Below are 16,284 nucleotides of genomic sequence, written 5' to 3'. Positions count from 1 at the left end.
TTTCTACCTTTCAAATAAGCCGTCTAGTTTTGCCAGTATCTGATCGTCTTCATATGCCAGCAGCTGAATCGCCTTGGCCGGGCACTCACCGGCACACACGCCGCATCCGTGACACTTATCCGCATCAATCTGCGACACACCGTCCGCATTGATAAACGGCACATCAAACGGACACACCCGGACACAAATAAGGCAGGACGCACATTTTTTCTCATCCACCACAGCCACACAGGCGCCTAAGTTAATCTCCTTTTTGGTCAGCATGGTCTGGGCTCGGCCGGCCGCTGCCTGGGCCTGGGTGATACATTCCCGGATCACTTTCGGGGAATGGGCCGTACCTGCCAGGAAAAATCCCCGCTGGGCCATATCCACAGGCCGCAACTTCACATGGTCTTCCAGAAAATAATGATCCTCGGTCCGGGGAAGATGAAACATCAGGGCCAGATCTTCCGTGTTTTCATCATCAGCCACCAGACCGGTGCTCAACACCACACAGTCTGCGGCAATATCAATGTCACTGTCCAGCACATAGTCATGGGTTCCGACCACCAGCTCACCATCGTCCTGTCGGACCCGGGGGCGATTTTCCAGGGAGAAGCGAATGAATTTAACACCCAGATCCCGGGCTTTTCGGTAATAATCTTCCAGAAATCCATAGGTCCGCATATCCCGGTACAGGATAAACACCTCAGTATCCGGGCTGATCGCCTTGATTTTCAGGGCATTTTTCACAGCGGCCTGGCAGCAGATTCGTGAACAGTTGGGATTGCCCTCTTCCCGGGATCCCACACATTGAATCATCACTATCTGGTCCATGGCCTTCACTTTTTCCGGTTCATCCGCCAGCAACGAATCCATGTCCAGCTGGGTCATGACATTGTCAATGGCACCCAGGCCATACTGAGGCGGCCGGTTGGCCAACGCCCCGGTGGCCAGAATGGTCACCCCGTGACTGATCTGCATGTAGTTCATGCGCACCCCGGTCTGGATGCCGGTCTTGAATAAACCGGGCATACCGCTGTGATCCACGATCACGGACCGGGTCAAAACCTGGATATTGGAATGGGCTGTGACCGCATCCACCAGATTCTGGACAAACGGGGCCACGTCATCCCCTTCAATGGTTTTGCGAAGAGACCGGGCCAGACCACCCAGCGAGGGTGCCCGTTCCACAATATAGGTTTTAATTCCCTGATCCGCCAGTTTCAAGGCCGCAGTCATACCGGTGACACCACCGCCCACCACCAGGGCATTCTGATTCATGGGCAGGGTATGCTCTTGCAGCGGATGGTTGGTGCGAACACCGGCAATCCCCACCTGAAGCAGCTTGACAGCCTTTTCCTGGGCTTTTTCCGGCTCATTCGTATGGGTCCAGGTGTTTTGATCCCGCAGATTCACCATTTCCACCAGATATCGGTTCAATCCCACCCGGCGGAGCAGATCCTGAAACTTGGTTTCATGGGTCCTGGGCGAGCAACCGCCGATGACCACCCGATTCAGCTTATGTTTTGTGATCATGGCCTCAATTTTCGCCATGGACTCTGACGAACAACCATACCCCACAGGTTCCGCCACCACAACATCCGGTCTTGTTTTCACGGCATCCAGCACGTTGGCGACGTTCAACACCCCGCCGATTTCAAATCCACAGTCGCACACGAACACACCGATCCGGGGATCTTCTCCTGTGATATCCCGTTCCGGTGGAAACATGTCTTCGCCATTGAGTCCTGCCGGTGACACCGGCAGGTTGGTGGCGGCCATGGCGGCAGCGGCGGATGCCTGGACCATGGTTTCAGGAATATCTTTGGGACTTTCATATACCCCGCAGACATATACCCCGGGTCGGGAGGTCAGAACGGGATTGAAATGATCGGATTCAGCAAAATCATGTTCATTCAACTGGATTCCCAGATTTTGGGCCAGTTCTTTGGTTTCACAATTCACACGAAATCCTGTGGACAGTACCACCATGTCGAACTCTTCATTTTGCTGAACTGATTTGTCTTCCACAGCATAAGCTATGGACAGATTTTTGGTATCGGGTTTTTCCAGGATGGTGTGGGGACGGCTTCTCACCATGCGGACATTGTACTCGTCTCTGGCCCGGTTGTAATATTCTTCATACCCCTTGCCATGGGTCCGCATGTCCATGAAGAAAATCGTGGTTTCGATGTCTTCGCCGAACCGCTCCTTGGTGACCATGGCCTCCTTGAGGGCGTACATGCAGCAGACACTGGAACAGTAAGGCACATCGGCCCGATTGATCCCCCGGGAGCCCACACACTGGATCCAGGCCACTTTTTTAGGCCGTTTGCCGTCGGATTTCCGAACCAGGCTGCCCTGGAACGGGCCGGAAGCAGACATGATCCGCTCGTATTCAAGACCTGTGACCACATTGTCAAACCGCCCGCCTCCGAAGTTATCCAGCACATTGGGATCAAACAGATCCGCGCCCACGGAAAGCACCACAGAAGCCACATCCATGACGGTTTTTCTGGGTTGGTCTTCCGGCAGAATGGCACCGGCTTTACAGACTTTTTTCAATGCCTCGACATCGGTGATCTTGCTCATGTCAATGGAAAAAGCAAACGGTGTGGCCTGGGGATAGCGCATGCAGGTCGGTGCCCGGGGATCCAGCCCCGGCGTGAACCTGACCGCATCCGGAAACTGTTTGGCACATTCGCCGCAGGCCGTGCATTTTTCCGTATCAATGTATCTGGGTTCGGTCATCAGTGTGGCGGAAAACGCCCCGGCTTCTCCGTCCAGTCCTGTCAGACGGGTCATGGGTTTGATTTCCAGGTATTTTTCCCGCCCCCCCTGGGACAAATGGGGAGACACCGTACACAGGTCGCAGTTATTGGTGGGAAAGGTCCGATCCAGCTGGGTCATCAACCCGCCGATAGCATATGATTTGTCTATAAGCAGTACATTGCGCCGGGATTCGGCCAGGTCCAGAGCGGCCCGGATACCGCCGACACCGCCGCCGATCACCAGCACACGCCTGTCCTTGGACAGGATATTTTCTGAATTCTGATTCATTTGCATGAGTAACCTATTCATTTAAGGATATCCGTATGCAGTCCAAACAGGCTCAACCGCCTCACGGCTGCAGCTCGGATCTCTTTTAAGTTAACGTTGCTTTCTACAGCCCGGCACTGTCCAGAATGGCCGGCAGTTTGTCTTCCCATCCCAGAGCGGATATTTTGATACCCTGGGAAATCTCCTTGAGGCTGCGAATCATTTCACCGGCAATGGCCACACATTCCGTGTCACGGTCCTTGGCCTGACGTATCCGCCGGATCACATCTTCCGACAACCGGGAGGTGGGATCATTGATGGAAATATACCGGGCCATGCCAACGTTTTTCAACAGAAAAACCGAGGCAATCACCGGGACATTCAAAGAAGAGAACGCGTGTATGATCTTTTTATAAAAATCCAGGTCAAACACCGGTTGAAGAACGATATATCCGGCACCGGCAGCAATTTTTGCTCCAGCATCTGCCACAGCCTGAGTCAGCTGGTCTTCATCGGCAATGGGAGGGACCGCGATCCCCGGGATGAATTCCGGTTTACCATGCAATTCAAACCCGGCCAGATCCGTTCCGGCCATCAGGGTCTGGATCATTTTCAGAATACCCAGTTCATCCACGTCATCCACAATTTTTGCGTCCGGGTGATCCCCATTGATCATCTCTTCGCCCTGCACCACCATGAGGTTGTGAATCCCAAGCACATGGGCCGCCAGCAGATCTCCCTGAAGCGCCATCCGGTTTCTGTCCCGGCCGTACACATGGATGACGGGTTCCAATCCCTGCTGAGTCAGGATCGCTCCGCCGGCCAGCGCATTCAGATGCATGACACCCGTGTCCAGGTCCGGTAACACCACAGCATCCACACGGGATTTAAGAAACCTTGCATGGCTGATCATGTTGGATATATCTACGCCCTTGGGGGTATCCATTTCAGCCAGGATTACCCGTTCCCCGGACGACAGTTTTGCCTTGAAACTCATATACACATCCTTGTCTCATCTAAGTGTTTATAACAAAACCTTACCATCCTGTACCTCTTATTATTCATCAGCACGTTTAGTTGTATACGTTTTTTTCTAAAAATGTACAATGAAAAAACCTTGACTTATTTGATTTTTTTTATCCACCGGGAATCAGTGCCAGTGTCGACACCGTATGCCCGTTAATCGCCGAATCACTGAACCACCAGTATTTTTGTTTTCCGGACATATACGAGGCGACCTGGTCTTTCTGGTGGGGATGAAACATTCGGCCTGTCACCCCACCCGGGATCACTGCCATGATTTTATCTGTATCGGCAAAATCCACCACCATCCGAAGGGACGCACAATGGGTTACAAAAAACGGGGCATCAAAGTCATACCACCCCCGGTACAGGGTTTCACCGGAACCCCCCATGGGTAAGGGGCCTTTTCCCAGCAACCGCCCGATCCATCCCTTTTGTGCCAAAGGATTTCTCAAAGACAACGTGTGAACCCTGCCCCAGTGCCAGCGGGTCATATCCGGCCCCAGGGCCGCTTCCAAAAATGCCCTGGCCCGGTGTCCGGCGATCAGAAACAGATCTGTCAATGTTTCATTCCGATCCGGGGTACGCACATCGTCAAACCAGACGGACCGGCCCTCCAGAATCATGTGCTGCAACCGCTCCTGCCAGAAATACCAGGTATTGAGCAACAGATCACTGTCAGCATTTTTCAGCTCGTCCTCGAATACCGCCTTGGCTAAAAACCGGTACACGGTCTGGAAAACTGCCGGTCCTGCCGTATCCGGATCATCCTGATAATTCCAGTCAGAAAGAATGGCACCCATTTCCCGGGTATCCGGATGCTGCATCAGTGCGTCAATCATTTTCGGGGCGATGATCCGGGCCATGGGATTCAACGTATCCCGCTGAAACATCCACATCTGGTTTGGTGTTTTGCGGCCGGGCAGTGCCATCAGCTCTTTGAGCCGGTCATACCGATACCGCGGGGCAAAATAGGAAGAATAATAATACGGATAGCTTTGAGACACGATTTTATGATTGCAGGTGCCGATCCATCCGGCCGGCGGGTCCAGGGCTGCCGGCATCTGATCATCAGGAATCCATCCCTGCCAGGGATCGCCGGTACCGGAAACCGGGGATAAAAACGTGCCATGCCCTTTTTGTCGGATGGGCACACGGCCGGATACCTGATACCCGATCCGGCCCTGATCATCGGCAAACACCCAATTCAAACAGACCATGGAAAGTTGTTTCAACGCATTTTTTAAATCCGCACTGTTTTTTGCCTCAAGTATTTCCACCAGACCGATTTCCGGCCCCATGGTTTCGGCCGGGGCAAACCGCAATGACACCGGCGGGTGGGACGACAGGTTGTCAAATACATCTGTGACAATGGGGCCTCTTTCAGTGGCGCGGACGATAAATTCATGTTTGACAAACCCGCCCGGAGCCGCCGAATCTTTGAGCTTCAGTGTTTCTTTTCGGGTTTCAAACGGCAGGGACCGGTTGTTTGAAAGATATCGTCCCGGATGATCGGGATCCGGTTGTTCCAGATACAGGTCCTGAATATCCGCGTAATTGTTGGTCATGCTTAAAGCAATGTGTGAAGTCCGGCCCATGGCCATGCCGGGAATACCCGGGATGTTCACCCCGACTGCCCGAATTCCCGGGCAGATCAGGCCGATGGGATACCAGACTCCGGGCAGCATCCGAGGATCTAAATGGGTATCACCGCACAACAGAGCGGCTCCGGTGGCGGACAGATCCGGAGACACGGCCCAGTTATTGCTGCCGGCCCGCAAATACCGATCCGGAAAATAAGCGGCCATCCGGGAAATCCGGACGTCAGTTGCAAAGGTTTGATCACTCATAAGGGGCATCGGCCATTCGCCGGTGTCACCGGGATCATCCGGATGGATGTTAAGAGGCAGTATCCGCCGGGTTTTGTCATATCCCACCGCGTGCAAAAGCATCTGGATAATCACTTCGGTATCCAGATTGGCGGCAGTGGCATATCCCAGATAATACAACAGGCTTAAGGAATCGGAAATATCCCATTTTTCAGGAGAAATCCCGGCCAGCCGGAACTCCAGATGCCTGTTATGGGGTGTGATATCAATAAACGCATTGATGCCGTCCACATATCGCTGAAACCGGGCCGCGGTTTCAGGATTGAGTATTGCTGCCTGTTTTTCTGCCAGCCGGTCCAGACCGATGGTGCGCATGCGCATGTCCTGATCCCGGGCGATTTTTCCTGCCAGCTCACCGGTCCGGCCCTGGATCAGCAGTCGAATCAAATGCATCTGAAACAGCCGGTCCTGGGCAGTCACAAATCCCTGGGCCAAAAGCAGGTCATCCAGGTTTTGTGCCCGGATAAAGGCCATGCCTTTTTCATCCCGCTGAACCGTGACCGGGCCTGTCAAACCGGGCAGATTCAAGGCCCCCCGGGTCTGATATCGATTCAGCACAGACAGGCCGCCTGTCCCGAGAATCACCAGTACCGCACACCATATCAATATGGTAAAAATCCGGTGTATCCGGTAACCAGAGATCAATCGATGCCTCTTGTTGAGAAATGATCCGCACATCAATCCGTCTTCTGAAGCGTCAGTGTTTAAAATTGTAATTAACATAAGTTTATTGTGTACAAATGAAACAATAAAAAATATATTGAGATATAAATTAAAATTTTTAAACACTCAACACAAAAAAATGATTCATGAAACAGATCGATATCCTGATTATTGACGATGAAATCAAATTTGCCGACATGCTGTCCCGGCGGCTGTCCCTCCGGGATATTACCTGCCGGGCATGTTATGACGGCCTGTCCGGTATCCAGTGGGTCAAGGAAAATTCCGGTGCCGCCACCCTGATCCTGCTTGACCTGAAACTGCCGGATATGTATGGTACACAGGTACTGGCCCATATCAAGGAACTCGATCCTGCCGTCCCTGTTTACATCATCACCGGACACGGTACCCGGGAGGATGAAAAAGAATGCCTTGCACAGGGCGCCGCTGAATTCATCCACAAACCCGTGAGCATTGAAAAAATAACCACTCTGCTCACGCATGTCCGGGGGGAGGTTCAATGATCCGAACACCGCAGATGCTGCAGAAACAGGAGTGGCTGGCATTTTTGTTTCACCGCCATAACGCCCATCTGGCATCCTTTCACACCTTTTCCAATTACCCTCGTATCTGGATCATCAGTATCATCATTTTAGCAGTGACTTCCCTGTCCCCGCTGGTGATGGCCACCTTTATCAACAACCGGCTGATTCACAAGTCCGTTGATTCGGAACTGGTGCTTCAGACCGACCGGGTCACTTCCAATGCCAAGCGGTCTGTGCGTTTTTTCCTGGAAGAACGCCTCAATGCCCTGCGGTTTGTTGTCAACGAACTGCCTTATTACTCTTTGATCGATAACGAACACTTGACAAAAATTCTGATCAACCTCAAACTGGGATTCGGCGGATTTACGGACCTGAGCATCATCGATTCAGACGGCAGCCAGGTGGCTTATGCCGGGCCTTTCAACCTGGAAGGCAAAAACTATAAAACCCAGTCCTGGTTCAAGCAAAGCATGGAAAAAGACAATTTCATCAGCGAAGTGTTCACCGGATATCGGGATGTCCCTCACATCATCATTGCGGTGCGGTCCCAGAATGCCTATGGCCGGTATTATCTGCTCCGTGCCACCCTGGACACCCAGCGGCTCATGGACACAGTGTTATCCTATAAAAGCAATTTCCACACAGATATTTTCCTGATCAATCACACCGGCATACTTCAGACCCCTTCCACAAACTATGGGAAAATTTTTACCCCCACACAAATCGACATTCCTGCATTTTCAGACACGACCCAGGTAATCACACCTGAAAACAACAAAGACAAATCGTATGTCGTCGGGTATTCCTACATTGCCACTGAAGCCGTGACCACTCCGTTCATCCTCATGGTTCACAAAAAGAAATCCGAAGTTATGGGCACCTGGCTCAACCTGGGAAAAACCTTTAACTGGATCATTGGTTTCTGCTGCCTGGTGATGATGGTCATCATCACTTTGGTATCCACTTATATGGTAAACCAGCTGTTTTTAGCCGATCAGTCCAAGGCGGAAACCATGCTAAAAATGGAACAGAGCCAGCAACTGGCCTGCATCGGTCAGTTGTCTGCCGGTATTGCCCATGAAATCAACAACCCTTTGGCATTAATCAATGAGACCACCGGCTATCTCAAGGATCTGTATCATTATAAAGATACGCCCAGAGACGATAAAGAGATCATCGAACTTTTGAACGACATCCTGGAAGCCGTGTCCCGGTGCGGCACGATCACCAGCCAGCTGCTGGGGTTTGTCCGGCAGTTCGATGTTCAGATCTCTTCAGTGAATGTCGAACAACTGATCACCGGCATTTTGAGCTTTCACAAAAAAGAAACCGAATACAAGGGGATCCATGTCACCACTGCCATTGCGCCGGACGTTCCTGACATCAAGACCGATCGGGGTAAACTTCAGCAGATTCTGCTCAATCTGATCAATAATGCGTTTCAGGCCATCGAAGTCAACGGATGCCTGGATATCACGGTATCGCACCTGCCGCCGAATACGATCAGCATTGAGATCAAAGACACCGGTTGCGGCATTTCCGAAGAAAACCTGCAACGGATTCACGAACCGTTTTTCAGTACTAAAAAAGAACGAAAGGGAACCGGTCTGGGACTTTCCATCACCTATGGACTGGTCAAAAAGTTACAGGGAAGTATCCGGGTGGAAAGCAGTGAAGGGGTAGGAACCATCTTCACTGTAACCCTGCCGGTCAAACTCCAGAAAGAGGATGAAGCATGAAAATTATTCTAGTGGATGACGAGACCAAATTCATCAACATGCTGGCCAGAAGACTCTCGCTTCGGGGGCTGGACGCGGATGTGGCCTATTCCGGTGAACAGGCCCTGGAAAAAGCCGCTCAAACCCGGTACGATATCGCGGTTCTGGATATGAAAATGCCCGGTATGAGCGGACTTGCCCTGAAAAATAAATTGCTGAAAAAACTGCCGGACATCAAATTCATTTTTGTGACCGGACACGGCGGCGTCGACAAGAACGGAAATTCAGATCTTTCAGAAGAGATTTTTCTGGCCAAGCCCCTGAATATTGATACTTTGATCGATACCATCCAACAACAAATTCATCCGCACAAATAATCAGGGAGACATCAACCATGAAACCGCACACCATTGACCTGGTCAACAAACAGGGACTCCGGTTTTTCGGATCAGTGAATGCCAGCATTTCCCATGAACTGAAAAATATTTTTGCCATCATTTCCGAGACTGCCGGATTTTTGAACGATCTCACCCAGTTGTCAAAACAGGGCAAACCCTTTGACCTGTCTTTGCTGGAAAATTGCAGCAACAGCATTGCAGAGGAGATCGAGCGGGGGTTTGATACCATCCGCCAAATGAACCAGTTTGCCCACAGTGTGGATGATCCGGTCAGGGAAACCAGTATTGCCGATACCCTGACCCTGGCCCTCAAACTGACCGGATTTCTCAGCTTTGCCAAAAAGGCACATTTGGACGAAACTGCGGCAGACACCACGGTTTTCACCAGCCCTTTTCTATTCCAGACCTTGATATATAAGATTTTTAGCGCTCTTTACCGGGCACTGGATGTCAAGGATGAATTGACCGTGACATTTCATGACACGACCCCGTCTGTCATCTTCATACACTTTTCTCATAATCAACCCGCTGATCTTGACTATTTCCCCGATCCGCAGACCGCAGAAATTGCAGATGTGCTCAAGGCGACAATTAAAATAACGAACACTGACCTGGAATTAACCGTTCCTTTGAAAAATGAAGACCTTGAATCTGCAGCGACTGACTGATAATTTGAGTGCAACCTGAATATGAAACTGATATAATACAACGCATCAATACGGTATACAAAAACACACTAAATATCTGGAGGCAGCCATGACCGATACTGAAAAGATTCATCTTTTGCTGGTGGATGACGAAGAAAAATTTCTCAAAGCTCTCACCGAGCGATTAAAGCTCAAATTTTTTGACATCACCCCGGTGACCAACGGAGAGGATGCCATCCATGTGGCAAAAAACGCCCGGTTTGATGTGGCGGTGGTGGATCTGCAGATGCCTGGCATTGATGGAGTGCAGCTGCTTGAAACCCTGAAAAAAAGCCACCGGTTTCTGGAAGTCATCATCCTGTCGGGCCATGCCACCATTGACACGGCCGTGGCATGTACCAAGCTGGGCGCGTACAAAGTGCTTGAAAAACCCTGCGGGTTTGACAAACTGGTGGAAACCATTAAAGAAGCCTATGAATCCCGATTGAAAAAGAAATTCGAAAACGACACCCAGCGCATGAAAAAAATTCAGTCCCTGGCATTCGGCCAGTCCCCGCTGGGAATTCTTCGGGAACTGACTAAAATGGACGACAAAGAAAAATAAGCAGACGAGGATGATTGCATGTATGGGCTTTTGATAAATCGCTTGATTTTCATGGGATCTGATTTTAATATCAGAGTTTTATCAATGACTCACTGATTTTTAAAATCATCAAGGATGATCCCATGAAGCCGTACAATATTGTCTATTCCATTCCCTGGAATCTGTTCCTCATCACTTTAGGCAGCGTGATCATAGCGGTGGGAATCAAGGCTGTCATCATCCCCCACGGCATGATCACCGGTGGATTTTCCGGCCTGGGGTTGCTGATCTATTACGGATCGGACATTCTGACCCCGGGGATCTGGTATCTGATTCTGAACATACCCGTATTTATCATCGGCTGGAAATTCATCAGCAAGCGGTTTCTGTATTACAGCCTGTTCGGCGCCGGTGTGTTGACCGTGTTCATTGACCTGGTGAATTTTCAGTTCGATATCACTGACCCCTGGCTGGCAGCGCTGGCCGGCGGCACCCTGGTGGGTGCCGGTGCAGGAATCGTTTTCCGGTCTCTGGGTTCCGGTGGCGGCAACGACATCATTTCCATTCTGCTCAATCAGAAATTCAGCCTGCGCATCGGCACTTATAACTTTATGTTCAATTTTGTACTGTTTGTCGGCAGTTTCGGGTATCTGGACACGGACATCATCTTATATTCCATGGCCACGTCATACGTTGCTTCCCAGGCCATTGAATACTGCATCGGTCTGTTCAACCAGCGCAAGATGATCTTGATCATCTCCAAAGACCCCAAAACCATTGCTGACGAAATTCTGAAAAAAATGCAACGGGGGGCCACGTTTCTCAAAGGCCGCGGCGCTTACACCGGTGAGGACAAAGAGATCATCCTCACCGTGGCCAACCCTTACCAGATCAAGCGCATTGAAGAGATTGTGTTCAACATTGATGCAGATGCGTTCATGATCACGGAAAACACCTTCAATGTCCTGGGCAGAGGGTTTTCCCGGCGCAAGGTGTATTGATCTTCAGGGGCGGCTATACCGCGTAATCCGGAAAATTGAAAAAATGCTTTCCTCTACTCGTAAATAGTGTGCTGCTTAGGATCAAAGGCTTCCCTGATGCCTTCACCGGTAAAGGTGACGGTCATGAGCGTCACCACCAGCGCTCCCACCACAGATGCGGAGATCCACCACGCTTCCATGTTCTGCCATCCCTGGGACAGCAGTTCCCCCCAGGAAGGTGTGGGCGCAGGCAGGCCGAACCCCAGATAATCCAGAGACGTCAGGGCCACAATGCCGCTGGAGATGGCAAAGGGTGCATAGGTCACGATCACTGAAATGGTGTTGGGAATAATGTGCCGGAAAATAATGCGGAAATGGGAAGCACCTAAGCTTCTTACCGCCAGAACATATTCCCGCTCCTTTTCCTTGTAGGTCATGGTGCGCATGACCCAGGTGATGCTGATCCACCCGAAAAAAGCCATGATCAGCAATAGAATCATAAAACTGGGGACCAGGATGGAGGACACGATAATAATCACATACAGAAACGGGATATTGGACCAGATCTCGATGATGCGCTGAAAAAACAGGTCAAACCGCCCTCCGAAATATCCCATGGCGCATCCGATGAAAATTCCGATGGTGTAATTGATCATCAGCAGAAAAAAAGAAAACAGAATGGCTGTACGGAACCCATACACCAGCCGGGCCAGAATGTCTCTGCCCACATTGTCGGTGCCCAGAAAGTGACGGTCTTTGATGGACGGCGGAAACGGTGGATACTGGTTGAGGCGCAGATCATTTTCATACGGATTGTACGGCACCGGCGGCAGAATCACAAAATCACCCTGCCCCGCCTGTTGAAACAAGTCTTTGAGTTCCCGGTAATCGGTTTCATACTGGTAGTCTTGGTCAAAGGTGGTGCCGGGAATCATGTGGCCATAGGTGGGAAAATACCATGTTCCCTGATACCGCACCGCCAGTGCCCGGGAATTGATGAACAGTTCCGCCGCAAAGGAGAAAAGGATCAATCCGGTAATAATGAGAAACGACCAGAATCCCCGGCGGATGGAAATGAACCGCTTGAGTTTGCGGCGGGTAACAGGATTAAGGGCAAAAAAGCTCATTTGAACCGCACCCGGGGATCCACAATGGCCACGCACACATCACTTAAAATATTTCCGATCATAAACAACAAAGAGGAAATTACCAGGATCCCCATAACCACAGGATAGTCTCTGTCCACCACAGACTCGTATCCCAATAGTCCCATGCCGTCGATATTAAACACTTTTTCAATGAGAAACGATCCCATGAGCAGAATGGAGATATTGTTGCCGAAACTGGTGGCAATGGGAATCAGGCTGTTGCGCATGGCATGGCGGAACACAGCGTGTTTAAAGGAAAGCCCCTTGGCAATGGCGGTACGCACGTAATCTGCCGCCAGATTGTCCATGAGCGTGTTTTTCATCAGCAGGGTCATGACCGTAAACGATCCGATCACATACGCAAACAAGGGCAGTACGGTATGCCGGGCCAAATCCATGACGCGCGCAAACCATCCGAACTGGTCGAACCGGTCGGAAACCAGACCGCCTAAGGGAAACACATCCCAATGCGAGGCAAACACTACCAGCATCAACACGCCGGCCACCCACCCCGGAATCGCGTATCCTGTAAATATGACCACAGAAGAAACCGTGTCAAATCCGGATTGATGGCGAACTGCCTTGGCCACGCCTAACGGAATACACACCCCGTAGATGAGCACCAGACTCAGCCCCCCGAAATACAGAGAAACCGGCATCCGGTCCCGAATCATTTCCCACACCGGATCATGATACCGGGTGGAACGTCCCAGATCTCCTTTCAGCACCTTGCCCAGCCAGGCCAGGTAACTGTGCAGAACCGGCTTGTCAAATCCGTAATAGGCTTTCAGTTTTTCTATCTGTTCCTGGGAAAGCGGCTGTCCCTCCCCGGGCCCGGCCCGGGTGGACACGCTCCCCTGCCCGCCCATCTGCATGGCACGGGTTTCGGCAATGATCCGTTCAATGGGACCGCCGGGCACAAACCGGGTGATAAAGAACACCATAATGGTGATACCGATAAACGTGGGGATCACCAGCAACAGTCGTCGGATAAAATACGCGGTCATGACAGCAAAAACCGCATGGAATCAGCTCGTTTCCAACATGTGGTGCACGGTTTCCAGGGCCTGATCCAGAAACTGGGGCTGAGTTCCCCCGGCCTGGGCCATGTCCGGCCGTCCGCCGCCGCCGCCACCCACCACCTGGGCCGCCTGCTTCACAATTTCGCCGGCTTTGAATTTTTTCACCAGATCCTGGGATACTGTGGCGATAAGCAATGCCTTGCCGTTTGATTTCGCGCCCAGCAACAGAATTCCAGAACCCAGCTTTGCCTTGAACTTATCGGCCAGGTCCCGTAGTTGCGAGGGGTTTTCGATTTCCACCCGCTTAGCCAGTACCCGGACCCCGTTGATCTCCCGGATTCCGGAATCGATGTCTGCCACGGATTTGGATGCGATTTTGGCTTTAACAGATGCCAGTTCTTTTTCCAGATTTTTTTTCTCCTGCACCAACGTTTCCAGCCGGGGCACCACTTGAGATCGGGCTGTTTTCAACAGCAGGGCCGCAGATTCCAAGGACTGGTATTCTTCATGCACCAGATCCATGGCCGCCTGCCCGGTCGCTGCTTCAATACGCCGCACCCCTGAAGCGATACCGGCTTCAGACACAATTTTAAACAATCCGATATCTCCGGATCGCCGGGTGTGTGTCCCCCCGCACAGCTCTTTGGAAAAACTGCCCTGGGTCACCACCCGTACCACATCCCCGTATTTTTCTTCAAACAGGGCGGTGGCCCCCTGGTGAACCGCTTCCTCCATATCCATTTCCCGGGTGGACACATCATGGTTTTCACGGATCCGCTGATTTACAAAATTTTCAATATCTGTTTGTTCCTGATCTGTGATCGCGGAAAAATGGGTAAAGTCAAACCGCAGCCGGTCATGAGTCACCAGCGATCCGGCCTGTTTCACATGATCACCTAAAACATGTCTCAATGCGGCATGCAGGATATGGGTGGCGGTGTGGTTCACCGCCGTTTTCCGGCGCCGGTTTGCATCCACTCTTAACGAAAAAACATCACCTTTGCAGCACTCACCCCGGGTCACGGTCCCGTGATGAATAAACAGACCGGACGGATCCGAAGAGGTATTTGTGATCTCAATGGTGCACGCATCATTTTCAAATATACCGGCATCCCCGGCCTGTCCCCCGGATTCGGCGTAAAATACGGTTTGTGCGGTGACCAGATCCACGACATCCCCTTGCCTGGCTCGGACCAGTTCCTGGTCTCTTTGAACCATGATCAGCAGTTCAGACTCAATGGTTAAATGGTCATATCCTAAAAACCGGGTTTTCACTCCGTCTGCAATCAACGGTTTGTAAACATCACCGGCACCGGTGAATTTTTTCACGGATTTGGAACGGGCTTTCTGCTGGGCCATAGCGGTCTCAAACCCATCCAGGTCCAGGGAAATTTCAGTATCTTTCACATGATCCGCAATAATGTCCACAGGAAATCCGAATGTGTCGTAAAGCTTGAAAATCACATCTCCGGAAATAATTTTTTCCCCTTTGGCCGACAGATCCGCCAGAGTGGCTTCCAGCAGTTTCATGCCCGTGTCCAGGGTTTCCAGAAACTTGTTTTCTTCGTTTTTCACTACTTTAAGGATGAACGGGGCTGAGTCTTTGAGTTCCGGATACGCTTCATCCATGATGTCGAACACCGTCTGGACGGTGTCATGGAGAAACGGGCGGGTCAATCCGATACTGCGGCCGTACCGGATGGCCCTTCGCATGATGCGGCGCAGCACATATCCTCTGCCTTCGTTGGACGGCAAAACCCCGTCACATACCAGAAAGGCAGTGGCCCGGGAATGGTCGGCAATCACCTTCATGGCCACTTCCACCTGATCGGATTCCCCCCGCTGCCGGCCGGACAATTCGCCTACCTTTTCCATGATGGGCACAAACAGATCCGTATCAAAATTAGTGGGCACATCCTGGAGCACGGAAATAATGCGTTCCAGGCCAAGACCTGTATCAATACTGGGTTTGGGCAACGGGGTCATGGTACCGGACTCATCTCTGTAAAACTGCATGAACACCAGGTTCCACAATTCCAGCCACCGGTCACAGTCACATCCCACCGCACATTCAGGATTACCACACCCGTAAGCTTCCCCCCGGTCGATATGAATTTCACTGCACGGCCCGCAGGGTCCGGTGTCCCCCATGGCCCAGAAATTGTCTTCATCCCCCAGCCGGGAGATGCGGTTTTCAGGCACCCCTACCTGATCCCGCCAGATGGCATAGGCTTCATCATCGTCCTTGTAGACAGATACATACAGCTTATCCGGATCAAACCCATACCCGTTGGTGAGCAGATCCCAGCCGAATGCAATGGCTTTTTCCTTGAAATAATCCCCAAAGGAAAAATTACCCAGCATTTCAAAAAACGTGTGGTGCCGGGCCGTGTATCCCACATTTTCCAGATCATTGTGCTTGCCGCCGGCCCGGACACATTTCTGGGCGGTTACGGCCCGCTGATAATCGCGTTTTTCATCCCCGGTGAACACCCGTTTGAACTGAACCATGCCAGCATTGACAAACAGCAGGGTCGGGTCATCCTGGGGTACCAGAGATGAAGATCTCACCACTTGGTGATTCTGTTTCTTAAAATAATCCAGAAAAATTTTCCGGGCTTCATTGCCTGTCATATATGTGCTCCGA

At 51.3% G+C, this 16,284-nt stretch carries 12 protein-coding genes; 6 read left to right on the top strand and 6 right to left on the bottom strand.

Annotated elements, in window-relative coordinates; genetic code table 11:
• Nucleotides 1–3: 3 nt before the first annotated feature.
• The 3 genes from DPO_RS12575 to DPO_RS12565 form a co-directional block, all read right to left on the bottom strand.
• Nucleotides 4–3,042 carry an FAD-dependent oxidoreductase gene (locus DPO_RS12575; protein ID WP_152427658.1) on the bottom strand — a complete coding sequence of 1,013 codons (3,039 nt, stop codon included), beginning with the start codon at nucleotides 3,040–3,042 and terminating at the stop codon, nucleotides 4–6.
• 103 nt (nucleotides 3,043–3,145) lie between these two features.
• Complete coding sequence (locus DPO_RS12570; protein ID WP_006966325.1) at nucleotides 3,146–4,018, bottom strand: methylenetetrahydrofolate reductase; 873 nt, start codon at nucleotides 4,016–4,018, stop codon at nucleotides 3,146–3,148.
• Nucleotides 4,019–4,157: 139 nt separating this feature from the next.
• Nucleotides 4,158–6,611, bottom strand: a complete 2,454-nt coding sequence (locus DPO_RS12565; protein WP_006966324.1) for a penicillin acylase family protein — start codon at nucleotides 6,609–6,611, stop codon at nucleotides 4,158–4,160.
• A 131-nt stretch (nucleotides 6,612–6,742) separates the two neighbouring features.
• On the opposite strand from DPO_RS12565, the gene DPO_RS12560 reads away from it, so the two are divergent.
• The 6 genes from DPO_RS12560 (at nucleotide 6,743) to DPO_RS12535 (ending at nucleotide 11,488) form a co-directional block, all read left to right on the top strand.
• Nucleotides 6,743–7,120 (top strand): response regulator, encoded by a 378-nt coding sequence (locus DPO_RS12560; protein ID WP_006966323.1) that lies wholly within the window; start codon nucleotides 6,743–6,745, stop codon nucleotides 7,118–7,120.
• The gene (locus DPO_RS12555) at nucleotides 7,117–8,880 is read left to right on the top strand and encodes a sensor histidine kinase (protein ID WP_006966322.1); all 1,764 of its coding nucleotides are present in this window, start codon (nucleotides 7,117–7,119) and stop codon (nucleotides 8,878–8,880) included. Before DPO_RS12560 ends, DPO_RS12555 begins: the two co-directional genes overlap by 4 nt.
• Complete coding sequence (locus DPO_RS12550) at nucleotides 8,877–9,236, top strand: response regulator (RefSeq protein ID WP_006966321.1); 360 nt, start codon at nucleotides 8,877–8,879, stop codon at nucleotides 9,234–9,236. The genes DPO_RS12555 and DPO_RS12550 overlap by 4 nt, the downstream gene beginning before the upstream one ends.
• 17 nt (nucleotides 9,237–9,253) lie before the next feature.
• Nucleotides 9,254–9,925 (top strand): sensor histidine kinase, encoded by a 672-nt coding sequence (locus tag DPO_RS23975; RefSeq protein ID WP_006966320.1) that lies wholly within the window; start codon nucleotides 9,254–9,256, stop codon nucleotides 9,923–9,925.
• Nucleotides 9,926–10,013: 88 nt separating this feature from the next.
• Nucleotides 10,014–10,508 carry a response regulator gene (locus tag DPO_RS12540; protein WP_006966319.1) on the top strand — a complete coding sequence of 165 codons (495 nt, stop codon included), beginning with the start codon at nucleotides 10,014–10,016 and terminating at the stop codon, nucleotides 10,506–10,508.
• A gap of 122 nt (nucleotides 10,509–10,630) precedes the next feature.
• A complete protein-coding gene (locus tag DPO_RS12535) occupies nucleotides 10,631–11,488 on the top strand; it encodes a YitT family protein (RefSeq protein ID WP_006966318.1) in 858 nt (285 codons plus the stop codon).
• A 53-nt stretch (nucleotides 11,489–11,541) separates the two neighbouring features.
• Here the strand turns inward: DPO_RS12535 and DPO_RS12530 are convergent, their stop codons facing one another.
• The 3 genes from DPO_RS12530 to alaS are packed head-to-tail and all read right to left on the bottom strand — an operon-like array spanning nucleotide 11,542 to nucleotide 16,271.
• Nucleotides 11,542–12,594, bottom strand: coding sequence for an ABC transporter permease (locus tag DPO_RS12530; RefSeq protein ID WP_006966317.1), 1,053 nt, complete (start codon nucleotides 12,592–12,594; stop codon nucleotides 11,542–11,544).
• Complete coding sequence (locus tag DPO_RS12525) at nucleotides 12,591–13,622, bottom strand: ABC transporter permease subunit (protein WP_006966316.1); 1,032 nt, start codon at nucleotides 13,620–13,622, stop codon at nucleotides 12,591–12,593. Before DPO_RS12525 ends, DPO_RS12530 begins: the two co-directional genes overlap by 4 nt.
• 21 nt (nucleotides 13,623–13,643) lie before the next feature.
• Complete coding sequence (alaS, locus tag DPO_RS12520) at nucleotides 13,644–16,271, bottom strand: alanine--tRNA ligase (protein ID WP_006966315.1); 2,628 nt, start codon at nucleotides 16,269–16,271, stop codon at nucleotides 13,644–13,646.
• Nucleotides 16,272–16,284 lie beyond the last annotated feature (13 nt).

The organism is Desulfotignum phosphitoxidans DSM 13687, assembly GCF_000350545.1.
Classification (GTDB): Bacteria; Desulfobacterota; Desulfobacteria; order Desulfobacterales; family Desulfobacteraceae; genus Desulfotignum; species Desulfotignum phosphitoxidans.
This window is presented reverse-complemented; position numbering and strand designations above follow the sequence as displayed.

Bases quoted from the DNA above. Each gene is read 5' to 3' on its own strand.
- DPO_RS12570 (WP_006966325.1), bottom strand. From the start codon at position 4,018: ATGAGTTTCAAGGCAAAACTGTCGTCCGGGGAACGGGTAATCCTGGCT.
- alaS (WP_006966315.1), bottom strand. From the start codon at position 16,271: ATGACAGGCAATGAAGCCCGGAAAATTTTTCTGGATTATTTTAAGAAA.
- DPO_RS12565 (WP_006966324.1), bottom strand. From the start codon at position 6,611: ATGTGCGGATCATTTCTCAACAAGAGGCATCGATTGATCTCTGGTTAC.
- DPO_RS12560 (WP_006966323.1), top strand. From the start codon at position 6,743: ATGAAACAGATCGATATCCTGATTATTGACGATGAAATCAAATTTGCC.
- DPO_RS12555 (WP_006966322.1), top strand. From the start codon at position 7,117: ATGATCCGAACACCGCAGATGCTGCAGAAACAGGAGTGGCTGGCATTT.
- DPO_RS12575 (WP_152427658.1), bottom strand. From the start codon at position 3,042: ATGAATCAGAATTCAGAAAATATCCTGTCCAAGGACAGGCGTGTGCTG.
- DPO_RS12550 (WP_006966321.1), top strand. From the start codon at position 8,877: ATGAAAATTATTCTAGTGGATGACGAGACCAAATTCATCAACATGCTG.
- DPO_RS23975 (WP_006966320.1), top strand. From the start codon at position 9,254: ATGAAACCGCACACCATTGACCTGGTCAACAAACAGGGACTCCGGTTT.
- DPO_RS12540 (WP_006966319.1), top strand. From the start codon at position 10,014: ATGACCGATACTGAAAAGATTCATCTTTTGCTGGTGGATGACGAAGAA.
- DPO_RS12525 (WP_006966316.1), bottom strand. From the start codon at position 13,622: ATGACCGCGTATTTTATCCGACGACTGTTGCTGGTGATCCCCACGTTT.
- DPO_RS12530 (WP_006966317.1), bottom strand. From the start codon at position 12,594: ATGAGCTTTTTTGCCCTTAATCCTGTTACCCGCCGCAAACTCAAGCGG.
- DPO_RS12535 (WP_006966318.1), top strand. From the start codon at position 10,631: ATGAAGCCGTACAATATTGTCTATTCCATTCCCTGGAATCTGTTCCTC.